The organism is Sinorhizobium sp. B11, assembly GCA_039725955.1.
In the GTDB taxonomy this organism is placed as follows: Bacteria; Pseudomonadota; Alphaproteobacteria; order Rhizobiales; family Rhizobiaceae; genus Rhizobium.
On sequence record CP091033.1, the window covers coordinates 1,993,023 to 2,008,965 of the forward strand.

The following is a 15,943-nucleotide window of genomic DNA, read 5'->3' on the forward strand; positions in this document are numbered from 1 at the left end:
TAAATCCTATATATATTGACATTCGAGTGACCGATAATAGGGTGCCGCCACAGTCCGGATCAGCCTCGATCTCGCGGAGAAGACGTCGCTTCATGGCCATCATCGATTTGCAGGGCGGTGCGCTTTCGGCCCGCATTTCTACGACAGGCGGCCTGCTCCTTCATTATTCCTGGCTGCGGGACGGCCTGACAATCCCGCTTCTGCGGCCGGCGGCCGATAGTGCCGATGCACTTTCCTCTGCCTGCTATCCGCTCGTGCCCTTTGGCAATCGCGTCAGAGGCAACCGCTTCACCTTTAAGGGGCACGACTACAGCCTGCGGCCGAACAGGGACTGGGATCCGCATTACCTGCATGGCGATGGCTGGCTGGCGGAATGGGACCTTCTTTCCAGGGATAGCAGCAACGCGCGGATTGCTTTTCGTCATCGAGCCGACGGCACGCCCTATAGCTACCAGGCAGAGCAGAGCTTCGCACTGACACCAGACGGGCTGGAACTCTGCATGCGGGTGGAAAATACCGGTGACGAAGCCTTGCCTTTCGGGCTTGGCTGGCATCCCTTCTTTCCGCTGAGCGAGCGCACGACGCTTCTGGCAAAGGCCGATCGCTTCTGGACCGAAGCGGAGGGCTGGCTGCCGGGCGAGCCCGCCGAAATCCCCGCGGATCTCGATTTCTCGCGGGCAGCCGTACTGCCGCAGCGCTGGATCAACAATGGATTCGAGGGCTGGAACGGTACGGCACGCATCACCTGGCCCGAGACGAGCACAGTGCTCGACCTGACGGCCGACCCGATCTTCCGCCACGCCGTCCTCTTCCTGTCGGACAAGCGTTTCGACCCGGGATTTCGCAGGGACTATTTCTGCTTCGAGCCGATGTCGCATCTCGCCAACGGGCACAATCTTCCTGGTCTCGGCGATCTCACCGTCCTGCGGCCAGGCGAAAGCCTCGCGGGCTCGATCCGTCTGCAGCCACAGGAAATCGGCTGATTATCACGCGCACAAGGAGGAAACAGACGATGCCAAACCGCCTTTCCGGAAAACGGGTCTTCATCACGGGCGCCGCCCAGGGGATCGGACAGGCGATCGCCGAGGCATTCGCAGCAGAGGATGCCCGCCTCTTCCTCGTCGACCGCGATGAAAAGCTGCTCGAGGAAACTGCTGCCGCCCTTGCTGCAAAGGGGGCCGTGCTCGGTTACCAGGCAGCCGATATCACTGATGGCGATGCGATCAAGGCGGCCGTTGTAAAAGCGGCAAGCGAGATCGGCAGCATCAATGCCCTCGTCAACAATGCCGGCGTCAATGTCTTTGCCGAACCATTGCAGACGACAGACGAAGAGTGGCAGCGATGCTTCGACATCAATCTCAAGGGTGCCTGGCACTGCTGCCGCTCAGTGCTGCCGCAGATGATCACAGAAGGTGGTGGCGTGATCCTCAATATCGCCTCGACCCACGCCTTCACCATCATTCCCCACACCTTCCCCTACCCTCTCGCCAAACATGCGCTTCTCGGCATGACCAAGTCCCTCGGCATCGAATATGCGCCTCAAAACGTGCGTGTGAACGCGATCGCGCCCGGCTACGTCTCGACCCAGAAGGTCATCGATTACTGGAACGGCTTTGCCGATCCCGAAAAGGCAAAGGCTGAGACCATGAAACTGCATCCGGGCGGTCGCATCGCCACGCCGAAGGAAATCGCCATGGCGGCGGTTTTCATGATCTCGGATGAGTGCACCTTCATGAACGCCACCTGCCTGACGATCGATGGCGGTTTGAGCGTCATGCAGCACCAATAGGAGCGACCCCTCTCCCTCTCCGTGGCCTCAGAGTGCAGCCGCTCACATCTATTGTCTAGTTTTTGCGCAGCAGCATTACTTGACACAATTTTGGGCGATCCATAGAGTTTTATCCATCTGGTAAAAAAGAGGGGAACTCATGAAAAATCAGATCATTATGTCTCGCCGCACGGTGCTTGCCTCCGGCATGGCACTCGGTGCAACCGCCTTTGCACCCAAGCTCTGGGCGCAGGAAAAACTGAAGGTTGCAGGCATTCACGCCTCGCCTGTAGAAAATGCCTGGAACTCCTGTCTGCACAAGGCCCTTCAGGACGCCGCTTCGGAAGGCGTGATCGAATACGTCTTCTCCGAAGGCGTTTCGGGCACCGACTATCCGCGTGCCATGCGCGAATATGCCGAGCAGGGCAACGCCCTCATCGTCGGCGAGGCCTATGCCGTCGAGCGCGAAGCCCGCCAGGTTGCCGCCGACTATCCGAAGACCGCTTTCATGCTGGGCTCCAGCGGCGAGCCGTCGGGCGACAATTTCGGCGTCTTCGGCACGTGGAACCATGACGGCGCCTATCTTGCCGGCATGCTCGCGGGCAAGATGACGAAGTCGGGCATTGTCGGCTCGGTCGGCGCGCTGCCGATCCCGGAAGTCAACATGCTGATGAATGCCTTTGCTGCCGGCGTGAAGGAAGTCCGCCCGGATGCCAAGCACCTCGTCGCCTTCATCGGCACCTTCTTCGATCCGCCGAAGGCGCGCGAAGCCGGCCTTGCCCAGATCGATGCCGGCGCCGACATCCTGTTCGGCGAGCGCATCGGCACGGCAGACGCTGCCAAGGAGCGCGGCATCAAGTCGGTCGGTTCGCTGATCGACTATACGCCGCGTTATCCCGACACCGTCTTTGCCAATGCCATCTGGGGTTTCCGCCCGATCCTGAACGCGGCAATCGCCGATGTGAAGGCTGGCAAGCCGACCGGCAACAACTACACCCGCTTTGGCCTGATGAAGGAAGGCGGCAGCGATATCGTCTACGTCAAGGGTGTCGCACCGGCCGAAGCCGAAGCGGCGATGGAGGCCAAGCGCGCCGCCATCAAGTCCGGCGCCTTTGAGGTTCCGATCATGCCCGAGGAGCCGAAGTAAGCCGGCATCTGCATGAACGGGATTGAGAAAAGCAAGGGCTCTATACCGGGCGGCGACGCGATTGCGCTCGCCGCCCGGATCGGGACCGGTGCATTTGATTGTACCGAAGCGATGAAGGCTGCGATTTCCGCCGCCAGGGCGAAAGATGCGCTGGGCGCGATCTGTCATCTCGACGAAGATCTGGGCCTCGCGAATGCCGCCGCGCTTGATCGCGAATATCGGGACAATCCCGCCATATTCTCCGTCCGGCCGTTTGCCGGCGTGCCGACACTTGCAAAGGATCTCGGCGGCCCGTTCAAGGGCCTTCCGGTTCGCGCTGGCTCGCATCTCTTCGACGGCATGCTCGATCCGTCTGCCGATTCCGATCTGGCAGATCGTTTTCGTCGGGCCGGTTTCAGCCTCTTCGGTCTCACCACCAGCCCGGAAGTCGGGCTCTCCCTCGCAAGCGAACCCATGCGCGGACCCGTCTGCTGCAATCCCCTTGACCCCTCCCGTACCGCGGGCGGCTCCTCGGGCGGCGCTGCCGCTGCGGTTGCTGCCGGTATCGTGGCGATTGCCCACGCAACGGATGCCGGTGGTTCCATTCGCGTGCCCGCCGCCTGTTGTGGTCTAATCGGCCTGAAGCCCAGCCGCGGCGCCATTCCAGGCGGCCCGGGCTTCGGCAATCATCTTGGCGGCATCGCCAGTGAGTTGGCAGTCTGCCGCTCGGTCCGCGATGCCGGTGCTATCTTCGACGCGCTTCATGGAAAACCCGCTGGCCCTTACCCGGAGCCGGCGCTCGACAGGAACGAAAGACCCCGCCGGCGCATCGGCCTGCTGACCGATACCGGCAGCGACTTTCCGACCGAGGCTGCACGGCAGCAAACCGTAGAGGCCGCGGCCCGCAGCCTCGAGGGGGACGGACATGAGATCGTCATCGTGGACTGGCAGCGGCTTGAAGCGAGTGTCATCGCGAGTGCCGCCATTTTCGCCGACATCATCGCAATCAATCTGGCATGGCTCGTTGATAGCTTCCATCTTGACCTCTCGAAGGCCGAACCTCTGACGGCAGCCTTTGCGGTGCGCGGGGCCAGACTTGCGCCGACTGCGCTCTGGCAGAGCCTCAGCACCATGCCGCATGTCAGCCATGACCTCTGGCACCTGTTCGACGATATCGATTGCCTGCTGACGCCGATGCTTGCGACAGCCCCTCTGCCGGTCGGCTCCTTCCCGACTGACCATCAGGATACCGACCTGCATCTGAACCGCATGGCGCGCTTTGCGCCACTTGCCTGTCTTGCCAATATTTCCGGCTTTCCGGCGCTGACACTGCCTTTTGGAAGCGATGCGGACGGAATGCCGCTGCCTGTGCAATTGCTGGCACCGATGGGCCGGGAACCGCTGCTGCTTGCCCTTGCCTCGCGGCTGGAAGCAGAGCAACGTTGGACCCACCCCCATGCCATTGCGGGACTTGCCCCATGACATCAGCTCCCGTGCTCCAGCTCGACAGTATCAGCAAGCGTTTCGGCGCGATCCAGGCCAATGACGATATTTCGCTGAGCCTCGCCAAGGGCGAAGTGCTGGCCCTGCTCGGCGAAAACGGCGCCGGCAAGACGACGCTGATGAGCATCCTCTTCGGCCATTATGTGCCGGATGCAGGAACGATCCATATCGAAGGCAGCGAATTGCCGGCTGGCCGGCCCCGCGCGGCGATCCGCGCCGGCATCGGCATGGTGCACCAGCATTTCTCCCTGGCGCCCAACCTGACCGTTCTCGAAAACGTCATGACGGGGACGGAAAAGCTCTGGTCCTTCAAATCGGAGAGAACGGCCGGCCGCGCCAGGCTTCTCGCCATTGCTGCCCGCTTCGGCCTCGGCGTCAACCCCGATGCCCGGCTTGGCGACCTCTCGGTCGGCGAGCAGCAGCGCGTCGAAATCCTCAAGGCGCTCTATAACGATGCCCGAATTCTCATCCTCGACGAGCCGACGGCGGTGCTGACCAATATCGAGGCGGAGCGCCTTTTCCAGACGCTTCGGGAAATGGCCCGGCAGGGCCTGTCGCTGATCTTCATTTCTCACAAGCTTGACGAGGTGATCAGTGCAGCCGACCGCGTCGTCGTGCTGCGCGGCGGAAAGGTCGTCGCCGAGCGGCGGACCGGCGAGACCAGCAAGGCGGAGCTCGCCGAACTCATGGTTGGCCGCCGGGTGACGCGCCCGGTGCGCGAAGCGTCTACGCCCGGCGCGGTCGTTTTCGAGGCTGTCGGTGTCACCGTCACTGACGGCGGCCAGGAGCGGCTGAGAGATATCAGCTTTCAGCTCCATGCCGGCGAGACACTCGGCATTATCGGCGTCTCCGGGAATGGCCAGGCGACACTCAGCCATCTCGTCAGCGGACTGGTGAGCTGGAGCCGCGGCGATATCATGCTCTTCGGGCAGCCGGTCACCGAACTCAGTGTCAAAAGTCTCATCGATGCCCGCATCGGCCGCATTCCGGAGGACCGCAATAAGGAAGGGGCGATCGGCGAACTCGCGGTCTGGGAAAATGCCGTGCTGGAGCGCATCGCCTCGCCGCGCTTCTCTCGCCATGGGCTGGTCGACCGCAAGGCCGGCATGACCTTTGCCCAGGAGATCATCGCGGAGTTCGATATTCGCGGCGGCGGACCCTCGACGCGCACGCGGCTTATGTCTGGCGGCAACATGCAGAAGCTGATCCTTGGACGCAACCTGCATGACAGGCCGAAGATCCTGATTGCGGCGCAGCCGACACGTGGGCTCGACGAGGGCGCGGTCGCCGCCGTCCATGCCCGGATATTGCAGGCACGCAAGGAGGGCACGGCCGTGCTTCTGATATCTGAGGATCTGGACGAGGTGATCGGCCTTGCCGATCGCATCCAGGCGATCGTCAAGGGGCGTCTGTCGCCCCCCATCGATGCACAAAGTGCCGATCCCCGAAAACTCGGCCTGATGATGTCAGGTGAATGGATGTCCGAGGCCCGGCATGCGTCTTGAACGTCGCGATCACCGTCCGCTCTACCTGGTCGTGGCAGCCCCTGTCGGTGCCGTCATCGCCGCACTCGCCATTGCCGGGATTCTGATTGCGCTCGCAGGCGCCCCTGTCTTCGAAGCCTATTGGCGCATTCTGACCGGCGCCTTCGGCACGCGGCTTTCGGCGACGGAGACGCTGACGCGAGCGACGCCGTTGATGCTGACCGGCCTTGCCGCAGCTGTCGCCTTCCGCGCCCGGCTCTGGAATATCGGCGCCGAAGGCCAGTTCTATCTTGGCGCCATCACGGTTGCGGCACTCGGCTCCAAGCTCCTGGCAGGCCTGCCGGCGGCACTTCTCATCCCTGCTTTGCTGGTCACGGGCGCCGTTGCCGGCATGGTGCTGATCCTCGTGCCGCTCTGGCTGCGGCTACGCTTTTCGGTCGATGAAGTGGTCACCAGCCTGCTGTTGAATTTTGTCGCCCTGCTCTTCGTCTCCATGCTGATCGATGGCGTCCTGAAGGATCCGCTCGCCTTCGGCTGGCCGCAATCCATGCCGGTGAGCGATCATGCGCTGCTGCCGAAGCTGGTGGCGCGTTCGCGGCTGCATGTCGGCTTCATCATCGCCATCGTCATTGCATTTGCCGTATATTTTCTCCAGTCGCGCACTGTCTTCGGTCTGCGTTCGCGCGCCGCCGGTCTCAATCCTGCCGGCGCCGTCTTTGCCGGCGTTCCGCTTGGCATGACGCTGGTGAAAGTCGCATGCCTTTCCGGCGGTCTGGCGGGTCTCGCTGGTGCGATCGAGGTGATGGGCGTCAAGGGTTATGTAACGACCGATCTCTCGCCCGGCTTCGGTTATTCCGGCATCATCGTCGCCATGCTCGCGAACCTGCACCCGATCGGCGTGATTGCGGCGGCCCTCTTCACGGCCACGATGTTCGTCGGCGCCGACGGCATGAGCCGGGCGCTCGGCATACCGACCTATATTGCCGACGTGACCGTCGCCGTCTCTCTGCTCACCATGCTGATCGCCCTGTTCTTCACCCAATACAGGATCCGCAGATGATGGCTCTGATCGACATTGTCTCCTCTGCAGGCCTCTGGGCGGCCGTGCTGCGCATCGCGACACCGCTGATCTTCGGCACGCTCGGCGCGCTGCTCTGCGAGCGAGCGGGCGTGCTCAATCTCGGCATCGAAGGCATCATGACCTTCGGGGCGATGATTGGCTGGCTCGCGGTCTTTCATGGCGCCGATCTCTGGACCGGCCTTCTGGTCGCAGCCTTTGCCGGCGCGATCTTCGGTCTGCTGCATGCGCTGCTGACCGTCACGCTTGGCCTGTCGCAGCACGTCACGGGCCTCGGCATCACGCTCTTTGCCTCCAGCCTCAGTTATTTCATTTTCCGCCTGGTCGTGCCGCTTGCCGGGACACCGCCGACGATCGTGCCCTTCCAGCCGATCGATATTCCCGTCCTCTCCGGTCTGCCCTTCCTCGGCCCTGCGCTCTTTGCACAGACGGCGCCGACCTATCTGGCGATCTTCCTGGCACTCGCGATGGGCTATCTGATCTTCCGAACGCCACTCGGCCTGACGATCCGCATGACCGGCGAAAACCCGCATGCCGCCGAGGCGCAGGGCATAGACCCGATCCGGATCCGTTATGGTGCAATCATTGCCGGAAGCGCCTTGATGGCGGTCGGCGGCGCCTTTCTGACGCTCTCTGCCTTCAACAGCTTCTTCCCAACCATGGTCCAGGGGCGCGGCTGGATTTCCATTGCGCTCGTCGTCTTCGCCTCGTGGCGGCCCGGCCGGGCCCTGCTCGGCGCGCTGCTCTTTGCCTTCTTCGATGCCTTCCAGCTGCGGCTGCAGACGGTGTTCGGCGGGGTCGTGCCCTATCAGCTTTTCCTGATGACGCCCTATCTCCTGTCGATCGCAGCTCTTGCCGTGATGGCGCGACGCGCCCGCGTGCCGCAGGCGCTGATGCAGCCCTATCGCCGCGGCGAGCGGTGATCCCATCCTTCAGAACCACAACAGACCGGTGCCGCCATGTTTGACCTGATCATCAGAAACGCAAATCTTCCCGATGGCCGCATGGGCATCGACATCGCCATAGAGAAGGGCAAAATCGTCGAGGTGGCGGCGAAGATCGAGGCCAGTGCCGGCGAGGAAATCGATGCGACCGGCCAGCTCGTCAGCCCACCCTTCGTCGATCCGCATTTCCACATGGACGCGACGCTCTCGCTCGGCCTGCCGCGCATGAACCGCTCCGGCACGCTTCTCGAAGGCATCGCACTCTGGGGGGAACTGCGGCCGATCCTCACCCGCGAAGCCCTGGTGGAGCGGGCGCTTCGCTATTGCGATCTTGCTGTCTCGCAGGGGCTTCTCGCCATCCGCAGCCATGTCGATACCAGCGATCCCAGGCTGGTGACCGCCGAGGCACTGATCGAGGTGCGCGAGAAGGTCGCTCCGTATCTCGACCTGCAGCTCGTCGCCTTCCCGCAGGATGGTTACTATCGTTCGCCCGGCGGCGTCGACGCCCTGAACCGCGCGCTCGACATGGGTCTCGATATCGTTGGTGGCATTCCGCATTTCGAGCGCACCATGGCCGATGGCGCAGCCTCGGTCGCAGCACTCTGCCGCATCGCCGCCGATCGTGGCCTGCCCGTCGACATGCATTGCGACGAGACCGACGATCCGATGTCGCGTCATATCGAGACGCTTGCCGCCGAGACGGTGCGCTTCGGCCTGCAGGGCCGGGTTGCCGGCTCGCACCTGACCTCCATGCATTCGATGGACAATTATTACGTCTCCAAGCTCATTCCGCTGATGGCGGAGGCTCAGATCAACGTCATCCCCAATCCGCTCATCAACATCATGCTGCAGGGACGCCACGACACCTACCCGAAGCGGCGCGGCATGACACGGGTGCGCGAACTGATGGAAGCCGGTCTCAATGTCTCCTTCGGCCATGATTGCGTGATGGACCCCTGGTATTCCATGGGCTCCGGCGACATGCTGGAGGTCGGCCATATGGCGATCCATGTGGCGCAAATGGCCGGCATCGAGGACAAGAAGAAGATCTTCGACGCGTTGACCGTCAATTCGGCAAAAACCATGGGCCTCGAAGGCTACGGCCTGGAAAAGGGTGGGAACGCCGACCTCGTCATCCTGCAGGCGCGCGATCCGGTGGAAGCGCTCAGGCTGAAGGCGAACCGGCTGACCGTCATTCGTCGCGGCAAGATCATTGCCCGCTCGGCGCCGCGTATTGCCGAATTGAGCCTTGCCGGGCGCCCGGCAACGGTCGATGGCGCAGCTTACGCGCCGATCACCCCAGGCCCATGATGGCGCAAGCGATCAGCGCTCTCCCTTGACCTGGATCAGGTAAGGCGGCGTCAGGCCGGAAGGCATGGCGGGCAGGTGCTGGAGGATCTTCAGGTTGGGATCGAGCGCCCGGCGAAGATGATCGGAAAGTGCTGAACAGGCCTTCTCGATATCGTTGGCGAGCAACGCGTCATAGACACGTGTATGCTCCGAAATCATCATCGAAATCTCTTCCTTGGTGCGGAGCTTGGCGAAGGTCGAGTGGGTGGCGATCAGAACACGCTGGCTTCGGCGCACGGCGGAAAGAAGCACCGTGTTGGGGCAAGGCGCAAGCGAGTCCAGATGCAGATCTGCTTCCGCCTGCTCCAGCTTTTCCGGCGCCTGCGGGTAGGGACCGAGGGTAACAAGCCTTTGCCTGCGTTCCTTCAGGTCCTTCTTCGCGAGCAAGGGATAAGCCTGGCGCAAAGCTTCCGGTTCCAGCAGACGGCGCATGTCGTAATGGTGGCGGAAAACCTTGGCGCTGAGCGGTCCGGCGTACCACCGGTTATTGCTGTCCTGTTCGATGACGCCGCTGCGCTCAAGCTGTGTCAGCACTTCATGGGCGATGGTGCGGCTGACGTCATAGTGCTGGGCAAGTGCGGTCTCGTTCAACAGGAAGCGACCATAGGCAAGGCAGACGGCGACGGCATGCTCGACTTCCGGGTAGATCTGTTCACGGCGATTGACCACCGGCACCGTGAGTGAATGGGGCAGGTCGAGGCCCGCAGTAAAAAGGTCCCCGCGCTGCGGCTCGCCGCCTGGTACGATGTAGCCGCGCCCTTCGAAGGTGTGGATAAGGCCGTCCCCCAGGAGTCGCCCCAGCGCAATACCGGCCGGAATACGACTGACATTGAAGGCGCGCGCGACATTCGCCTGGCCGAGAACGAGGCCCGGCGTCAGAACGCGCCGTTCCAGATGGTCTCGAAGAACCTGATAGATCGTCAGGTAGATGGGCTCCGACCGAACCGCAGCGGCGGCTTCAGTCTCTACCTCGCTCGGCATCGTCATGTCTCTTCCAGAGGCTCTCTGCCCATTCCCCGATGTGCCCGATCAGTTTGCGGGCGGTCTTGCCTGCGCGATCCATGATGAAGAAACCGTGGATGGTTCCCTGCCACTCCTCGTAACAGACGTCATTTCCGGCGGCAATCAAACGCTGTGCATAAGCACGACCTTCGTCCCGTAGCGGATCATGGTCGGCGGTAATCAGCAGGGTCGGCGCCAGGTTCGAGAGGTCGGCGGCGAGCTGCGGCGAAACACGCGGGTCGGAAGGCTGCGTGCCTCCTGACAGGTAGTTTTCCGCAAACCAGATCATCGTCGACTGCTGCAGCGAAAAACCGTTCGAAAATTCAGCCCTGCTCGCCGTCGTGCCTGCGAGGTCGGTCGCCGGATAGACCAGAACCTGGCCGGCAAGCGGGATTTTGAGATCCCGCGCCCGGATTGCCAGCGATGCGCAGATGCTGGCGCCGGCGCTGTCGCCTGCAAGGATCAGGCTCTCCGCATCAAGCCCGAGTGCCTCCCCTTTTGCTCGAAGCCACAGGAGTGTGACTTCGGCATCCTCCAATGCCGCCGGAAACGGCGCCTCCGGCGCCTTGCGATATTCGACCGAGAGCACATTGGCGCGCGCCGCGTTGCACAGCGTTCGCACCGGCCCGTCATGGGTTTCGATACTGCCGACCATCCAGCCGCCGCCATGGAAGAAGAGGATGGTCCGCCTGGCGTCGGACCTGCGGTAGAGCCTTGCCTTCAGCTTCATTTCACCGTTTGGGATTTCGAGGTTCTCGATACCCGCAACCTCGTCCTTTGCCCCCCAAAGAAGCGCCAGCCGAACCTCGGAATCGGCACGCGCTTCCTGGGGCGAAAGCGTTTCCAGAGCCGGCCCGCCCAATGCGTCGATCTCCTCCAGCAGGGTTCGATATTCCGGCAGAAGCCTCGATCGATCGACCGGGGCCTGGTTTTCTTGCGGCTTCATCAACTCCTCCCGCCGATTGCCTGCCGAGATGGAACCGGAAGATGACAAAAAAGTCAATGATCGAATATTGCATGCGATATTCGATCATGTTAGCGATTGGTATGGCAATGCTGGAAGAGGACTGGCTTGCCCAAACGGGAGGATGTCATGACAATTCGCAGTTTCATTGCTGCAGGCCTTGCATGCTCTGTGGCACTTGCGCCGCTCGGCGCTTTCGCCTCGGACAACAAGATCGCCCTGGTTCCCGGCGGTCCGCACCCTTATTTTGCGCCCTGGGAACAGGCCGCCGCCGATGCCGCCAAGGATTTCGGCATTGCCGCGGTCGAATACAAAGTGCCGAGCGAATGGAAGCTGGAGGCCCAGACCGAGCTTCTGGAGAGCCTCGCGGCGCAAGGCACAAACGGCTTCGGCGTGTTTCCGGGTGACGCGGTCGGCGTCAACGCCATATTGTCGGAAATGAAGAGCAACAGCATTCCCTCGGTCGCGCTCGGCGGCTGCGCACAGGATCCGACCGATGTCGGCCTTTGCCTGGCAACCGACGTTTCGCAATCGGCCTACCTTGGGACCAAGGCACTGATCGAGGCGATGGGCGGCAAGGGCACGATCGTCCATCTTGCGGGCCTGCTCGTCGATCCGAACACGACGCTGCGTGTCAAGGCGGTCGAAAAGGCCGTCGGCGAAACGAATGGCGCCGTGACCCTGCTGCAGACCGTCGGCGATACCGACAGCCAGGAACAGGGCGACCAAAAGATCAATGCCCTGCTTGCCGCGCAGAAAGACAAGATCAACGGCCTGATCGCCACAGGCTATATTTCCTCGGTCGTGGCTGCGACCGCTCTCAAGAACCTCGGGGACAAGAAGATCAAACTCGTCGGCATCGATGACGACAAGATCATCCTCGATGGAATCCGCGATGGCTTCGTCGCCGGCACCATGGCGCAGAACCCTTATGGTCAGGCCTATATCGGCGCCTATGCGCTGGACCAGATGGCGGGGGGCTGCAGCGTCAAGGCCGATGCCCCGTGGATCGCCACGCCGCAGACGGCGCATTTCGTCGATTCCGGCACGCTGCTGATCTCCGCCAAGAACGTCGACAGCTACAAGGACGATCTGAAGGCGCTGACGAAGAAGCTGCAGGCAAGCTTCAAGGACACTTACCTTTCCTGCAAGTAAGAGGAGCGGCGCGGGGACCATCCACCCCGCGCCCAACCATTCCTATTCCACGAGACCGGTCGTCCGAGCGCATGGCACCCATCGACAATGATAGTCCCGTCCCCGATGCAGGTAGACACAGCCTGCTGGGACTGCTGACCAGAGGACCCGCGCAGCTGGGCCTGCTGATCATCCTTCTGATCCTGTGGTTCGTTTTCACCAGCCTGGCGCCCGGCTTCCTGTCGCGTTTCAACCTGAATTCCATGGGCCGCTCGGTCGCGATCGACGTCGTCGTCGGTTTCGCCCAGATGGTGGTGCTGGCGACCGGCGGCATGAACCTTTCCGTCGGTGCGATCGGCGTCTGCTGCGTCATGATTGCCGGCTATCTCATGCAGGCGGCCGGCCTGCCTATTCCTGTCGCGATCCTGCTCACGCTCGCCTTCGGCGGTTTGCTCGGCGCGCTCAATGGGTTGGCGATCGTCAAGACCGGCGTCAACAGCTTCATCGTGACGCTTGCCAGCGCCAGCCTGTTTTCCGGCGGCGTGCTGATCTTCACCAAGGGCGTGCCACTAAACGGCCTGCCGGCAACCTTCGGCGCCTTCGGGCGTAGCGGCGTCGGCCCAGTTCCGTCGCTCGCAATCGTTGCCCTCCTGATCGGTGCCCTGCTCTACATTCTCTTCAAACATACGGTTCTCGGCCGGCAGATCCTCGCCGTCGGCGCCAATGCGCGCGCGGCGGAAATGTCCGGTATTCCGGTCGGGCGGATCACGATCTTCGTGCATGTCCTCTCTGGCGTGCTTGCCGGTGCTGCCGCATTGATGCTGACATCAAGGCTTTCGGCCGCCATGCCCGCCGTTGCCGGTGACGACTGGCTGCTGCCCTCCTTCCTCGCCCCCGTCATCGGCGGCACCTCACTTGCCGGCGGCATGGTATCAGTGATCGGCACGATCCTCGGAGCACTGCTGGTTGCGACCATCCGCAGCGGCCTGCTTGTGCTGCAGGTCGGGAATTTCTGGCTGCAGCTCTTCCTTGGCGTCTTCCTGCTCTCGGCCATCCTCTTCGAGCGCTACCGCGCCAAACTCGCCATCCGCGAACAGACGAGGCGCGCATGAAAATGTTGCTTTCCTTCGCAGCGCGCACGCAATGGTCCGGCATCCTTGTCGGCGTCATTGCCGGCGGTATTGCACTTTCCTTCGCCTCGCCTGCCTTCATGACCGAATTCAACTGGTTCGTCATGCTGCGCAGCATCTGCGTTTCGCTGCTCGTCGCCTTCAGCCAGATGGTCATGCTGGGCGTCGGCCAGATGAACCTTTCGGTCGGCGCGCTCGGCGGGCTCGTCGCCGTCGTTACCGGCGGGCTGATGGATGTCTGGGGCCTGCCGGCGATCGTCGCCATCGGCATCGGCATCGTCTTCGGCGGCCTTGCCGGCTTTATCAATGGCTGGCTGACGGTGAGGACCGGCATTAACGGCTTCATCGTGACACTTGCGACGGGATCGGCCTTTGCCGGCATCAATCTCGGGATCACCAAGGCCATCCCCTTCTACAATCTGTCGCCTGCCTTCGTCGCCTTCGGCAACGGCCGTTTCGGACCCTTTCCGCTCCTGCTCATCGTGCCGCTGCTGGTGACCGTGCTGCTCGTCATCTTCTTTGCCCGCACGGTCGAGGGCCGCTACATGCTGGCGGTCGGCGGCAATGCCCATGCGGCGGAACTTTCGGGCATTTCCGTTGCCCGCGCCACCATCATGGCCCATGTCGTGTCAGGCCTGCTGGCCGCGACCGCCGGTGTGCTGGCCGTCGCCCAGCTCGGCTCTGCCCAGCCGACGATCGGCGCGGACTGGGTGGTCATTTCCTTTGCGGCACCGATCATCGGCGGCGCCAGCCTTGCCGGCGGCTCCATCTCCATTCTCGGCACGTTCATTGCCGTGCTTCTGGTCGGGCTCATCCAGAATGCCATGGTGTTGCTCGCCGTCGATCCCTACTGGGTCACCTTCCTGCTCGGCGCGCTGATCCTTGCCGCCGTCTGGATCAATCGCTACCGGGCGATCCGGGTCGGGGAGGATTGAGATGGCACTCATTCTGGACCGGATCGGCAAATCGTTCCCGGGCGTGCGGGCGCTCAACAATGCATCGCTGACCCTCAATGGCGGCGAGATACACGCGCTGATGGGCGAAAACGGCGCCGGCAAATCGACGCTGATCAAGATCATCACCGGCGTCCACCGGCCAGACAGCGGGACAGTCACTTTCGATGGTACGCCGCTGTCGCTTGCCTCGCCGCGCGACGCGATCGCGCTCGGCATTTCCGCGGTGCACCAGGAACGCAACCTCATTCCGCGCTTCTCGGTGGCGGAAAACATTCTTCTGGAGAGCTTGCCGGTTCGCAACGGCCTCGTCGATTTCCGCCGAGCCAATGAAGAGACGCGCATGCATCTGCGCAAGGTCGGCCTCGACGTCGATCCGGCAACGGAGGTGCGACGCCTCAGCGTCGCCCAGATGCAGATGGTGGAGATCGCCAAGGCGCTCAGCCATCAGGCCAAGGTACTTCTGCTCGACGAGCCGACCGCATCGATTACCGATGCCGAGACTAAAATCCTCTTTCGCCTCGTGCGACAGCTGCGCGATCAGGGAACGGCGATCCTCTTCGTCAGCCACAAGCTGGAGGAAGTCTTAAGCCTTTGCGATCGGGTCACGGTCCTGCGCGACGGCGAAACCACGCTGCGCGGTGCGCCGATGACCGGCATGACCCGGCAGACGCTGATCGAGGCGATGATCGGCCGCGCTGAGCGTCCGGTCATCGCGCGCTCACGCAAGCCGCAGGAAGGGGTGGCGAAACTCGAGCTGCGTGATGTCGCCACCGCCGTCGGCCATGACAATGTCAATTTCTCGCTTCATCGCGGCGAGATCCTCGGCCTCTACGGCCTTGTCGGCGCCGGCCGAACCGAGCTTGTCCGTGCCGTCATCGGCAAGGACAAGCTGACATCGGGAACGGTGGTGATCGATGGCAAACCCGTCCGCATCCGCTCGGTTGAGGAGGCGATCAAGCGCTTCCGCATGGGCTATGTCAGCGAGGACAGGAAGCATGAGGGCGTCATTCTCGCCCATCCGATCCGCTCGAATATCGCCATGACCGTCTGGGGCAGGATTGCCTCGACCCTTGGGCTGATCGGCGCGGGCAAGGAGCGCAAGACTGCTACGCCGCTTGCCCGGCAGCTGGAAATCCGAACACCCAGCCTGGAACAGCTCGTCGGCAACCTCTCGGGCGGTAACCAGCAGAAGGTCTCGCTCGCCAAATGGCTCGCCGCCGATGTCGATATCCTCTTCATCGACGAGCCGACCGTCGGCATCGACATCAAGGCCAAGGCCTATATCCATGAGCTGATCAACGGCCTTGCCGACAAGGGCATGGCGATCCTGCTGATCTCCAGCGACATGCCGGAAATGGTGGCGCTCGCCGACCGCATTCTCGTCATGCACGATTTCAGGATCGTCCACGAACATGAAAACGACCACAAGTATGAAACGGCCAGCCGCGCCATCATGTCGGCGATCCACGCTGCCGAACCCGCTCAGGCCCGTACGGCAAGCTAG

The 15,943-nt window shown here is 62.6% G+C and carries 14 protein-coding genes; 12 read left to right on the top strand and 2 right to left on the bottom strand.

What is annotated here, in order from left to right; translation table 11 throughout:
- Window positions 1–92 precede the first annotated feature (92 nt).
- From LVY75_09065 to LVY75_09100, 8 genes are all read left to right on the top strand, one after another.
- Complete coding sequence (locus LVY75_09065) at window positions 93–983, top strand: aldose 1-epimerase (protein XAZ20259.1); 891 nt, start codon at window positions 93–95, stop codon at window positions 981–983.
- Window positions 984–1,012: 29 nt separating this feature from the next.
- Window positions 1,013–1,789 (top strand): SDR family oxidoreductase, encoded by a 777-nt coding sequence (locus LVY75_09070; protein ID XAZ20260.1) that lies wholly within the window; start codon window positions 1,013–1,015, stop codon window positions 1,787–1,789.
- Between the two features lie 139 nt (window positions 1,790–1,928).
- Window positions 1,929–2,915: a BMP family protein gene (locus LVY75_09075; protein ID XAZ20261.1), complete on the top strand. Its 987-nt coding sequence runs from the start codon at window positions 1,929–1,931 to the stop codon at window positions 2,913–2,915.
- A 12-nt stretch (window positions 2,916–2,927) separates the two neighbouring features.
- Window positions 2,928–4,376 carry an amidase gene (locus LVY75_09080; protein XAZ20262.1) on the top strand — a complete coding sequence of 483 codons (1,449 nt, stop codon included), beginning with the start codon at window positions 2,928–2,930 and terminating at the stop codon, window positions 4,374–4,376.
- Entirely contained in the window at window positions 4,373–5,902 is a 1,530-nt protein-coding gene (locus LVY75_09085) for an ABC transporter ATP-binding protein (GenBank protein XAZ20263.1), read from the top strand. The genes LVY75_09080 and LVY75_09085 overlap by 4 nt, the downstream gene beginning before the upstream one ends.
- Window positions 5,892–6,941 carry an ABC transporter permease gene (locus LVY75_09090; GenBank protein ID XAZ20264.1) on the top strand — a complete coding sequence of 350 codons (1,050 nt, stop codon included), beginning with the start codon at window positions 5,892–5,894 and terminating at the stop codon, window positions 6,939–6,941. The genes LVY75_09085 and LVY75_09090 overlap by 11 nt, the downstream gene beginning before the upstream one ends.
- Window positions 6,938–7,882: an ABC transporter permease gene (locus tag LVY75_09095; GenBank protein ID XAZ20265.1), complete on the top strand. Its 945-nt coding sequence runs from the start codon at window positions 6,938–6,940 to the stop codon at window positions 7,880–7,882. The genes LVY75_09090 and LVY75_09095 overlap by 4 nt, the downstream gene beginning before the upstream one ends.
- Window positions 7,883–7,918: 36 nt before the next feature.
- The gene (locus tag LVY75_09100) at window positions 7,919–9,214 is read left to right on the top strand and encodes an amidohydrolase family protein (GenBank protein XAZ20266.1); all 1,296 of its coding nucleotides are present in this window, start codon (window positions 7,919–7,921) and stop codon (window positions 9,212–9,214) included.
- A gap of 12 nt (window positions 9,215–9,226) precedes the next feature.
- On the opposite strand, the gene LVY75_09105 is transcribed toward LVY75_09100, so the two are convergent.
- Both LVY75_09105 and LVY75_09110 read right to left on the bottom strand, forming a co-directional pair.
- The gene (locus LVY75_09105; protein ID XAZ20267.1) at window positions 9,227–10,240 is read right to left on the bottom strand and encodes a GntR family transcriptional regulator; all 1,014 of its coding nucleotides are present in this window, start codon (window positions 10,238–10,240) and stop codon (window positions 9,227–9,229) included.
- Window positions 10,212–11,201 (bottom strand): alpha/beta hydrolase, encoded by a 990-nt coding sequence (locus LVY75_09110; GenBank protein XAZ20268.1) that lies wholly within the window; start codon window positions 11,199–11,201, stop codon window positions 10,212–10,214. Before LVY75_09110 ends, LVY75_09105 begins: the two co-directional genes overlap by 29 nt.
- Before the next feature lie 147 nt (window positions 11,202–11,348).
- Here LVY75_09110 and LVY75_09115 point away from each other — a divergent pair, with 147 nt between their 5' ends.
- The 4 genes from LVY75_09115 to LVY75_09130 all read left to right on the top strand — a co-directional run bounded on the left by LVY75_09115 (window position 11,349) and on the right by LVY75_09130 (window position 15,943).
- Window positions 11,349–12,374 (top strand): sugar ABC transporter substrate-binding protein, encoded by a 1,026-nt coding sequence (locus LVY75_09115; GenBank protein ID XAZ20269.1) that lies wholly within the window; start codon window positions 11,349–11,351, stop codon window positions 12,372–12,374.
- Between the two features lie 71 nt (window positions 12,375–12,445).
- Entirely contained in the window at window positions 12,446–13,465 is a 1,020-nt protein-coding gene (locus tag LVY75_09120; protein ID XAZ20270.1) for an ABC transporter permease, read from the top strand.
- Window positions 13,462–14,418, top strand: a complete 957-nt coding sequence (locus LVY75_09125; GenBank protein XAZ20271.1) for an ABC transporter permease — start codon at window positions 13,462–13,464, stop codon at window positions 14,416–14,418. The genes LVY75_09120 and LVY75_09125 overlap by 4 nt, the downstream gene beginning before the upstream one ends.
- A 1-nt stretch (window position 14,419) precedes the next feature.
- Window positions 14,420–15,943 carry a sugar ABC transporter ATP-binding protein gene (locus LVY75_09130; GenBank protein ID XAZ20272.1) on the top strand — a complete coding sequence of 508 codons (1,524 nt, stop codon included), beginning with the start codon at window positions 14,420–14,422 and terminating at the stop codon, window positions 15,941–15,943.

Excerpts from the sequence above, each read along its gene's own strand:
- LVY75_09065 (XAZ20259.1), top strand. The coding sequence starts at position 93 with ATGGCCATCATCGATTTGCAGGGCGGTGCGCTTTCGGCCCGCATTTCT.
- LVY75_09070 (XAZ20260.1), top strand. The coding sequence starts at position 1,013 with ATGCCAAACCGCCTTTCCGGAAAACGGGTCTTCATCACGGGCGCCGCC.
- LVY75_09075 (XAZ20261.1), top strand. The coding sequence starts at position 1,929 with ATGAAAAATCAGATCATTATGTCTCGCCGCACGGTGCTTGCCTCCGGC.
- LVY75_09080 (XAZ20262.1), top strand. The coding sequence starts at position 2,928 with ATGAACGGGATTGAGAAAAGCAAGGGCTCTATACCGGGCGGCGACGCG.
- LVY75_09085 (XAZ20263.1), top strand. The coding sequence starts at position 4,373 with ATGACATCAGCTCCCGTGCTCCAGCTCGACAGTATCAGCAAGCGTTTC.
- LVY75_09090 (XAZ20264.1), top strand. The coding sequence starts at position 5,892 with ATGCGTCTTGAACGTCGCGATCACCGTCCGCTCTACCTGGTCGTGGCA.
- LVY75_09095 (XAZ20265.1), top strand. The coding sequence starts at position 6,938 with ATGATGGCTCTGATCGACATTGTCTCCTCTGCAGGCCTCTGGGCGGCC.
- LVY75_09100 (XAZ20266.1), top strand. The coding sequence starts at position 7,919 with ATGTTTGACCTGATCATCAGAAACGCAAATCTTCCCGATGGCCGCATG.
- LVY75_09105 (XAZ20267.1), bottom strand. The coding sequence starts at position 10,240 with ATGACGATGCCGAGCGAGGTAGAGACTGAAGCCGCCGCTGCGGTTCGG.
- LVY75_09110 (XAZ20268.1), bottom strand. The coding sequence starts at position 11,201 with ATGAAGCCGCAAGAAAACCAGGCCCCGGTCGATCGATCGAGGCTTCTG.
- LVY75_09115 (XAZ20269.1), top strand. The coding sequence starts at position 11,349 with ATGACAATTCGCAGTTTCATTGCTGCAGGCCTTGCATGCTCTGTGGCA.
- LVY75_09120 (XAZ20270.1), top strand. The coding sequence starts at position 12,446 with ATGGCACCCATCGACAATGATAGTCCCGTCCCCGATGCAGGTAGACAC.
- LVY75_09125 (XAZ20271.1), top strand. The coding sequence starts at position 13,462 with ATGAAAATGTTGCTTTCCTTCGCAGCGCGCACGCAATGGTCCGGCATC.
- LVY75_09130 (XAZ20272.1), top strand. The coding sequence starts at position 14,420 with ATGGCACTCATTCTGGACCGGATCGGCAAATCGTTCCCGGGCGTGCGG.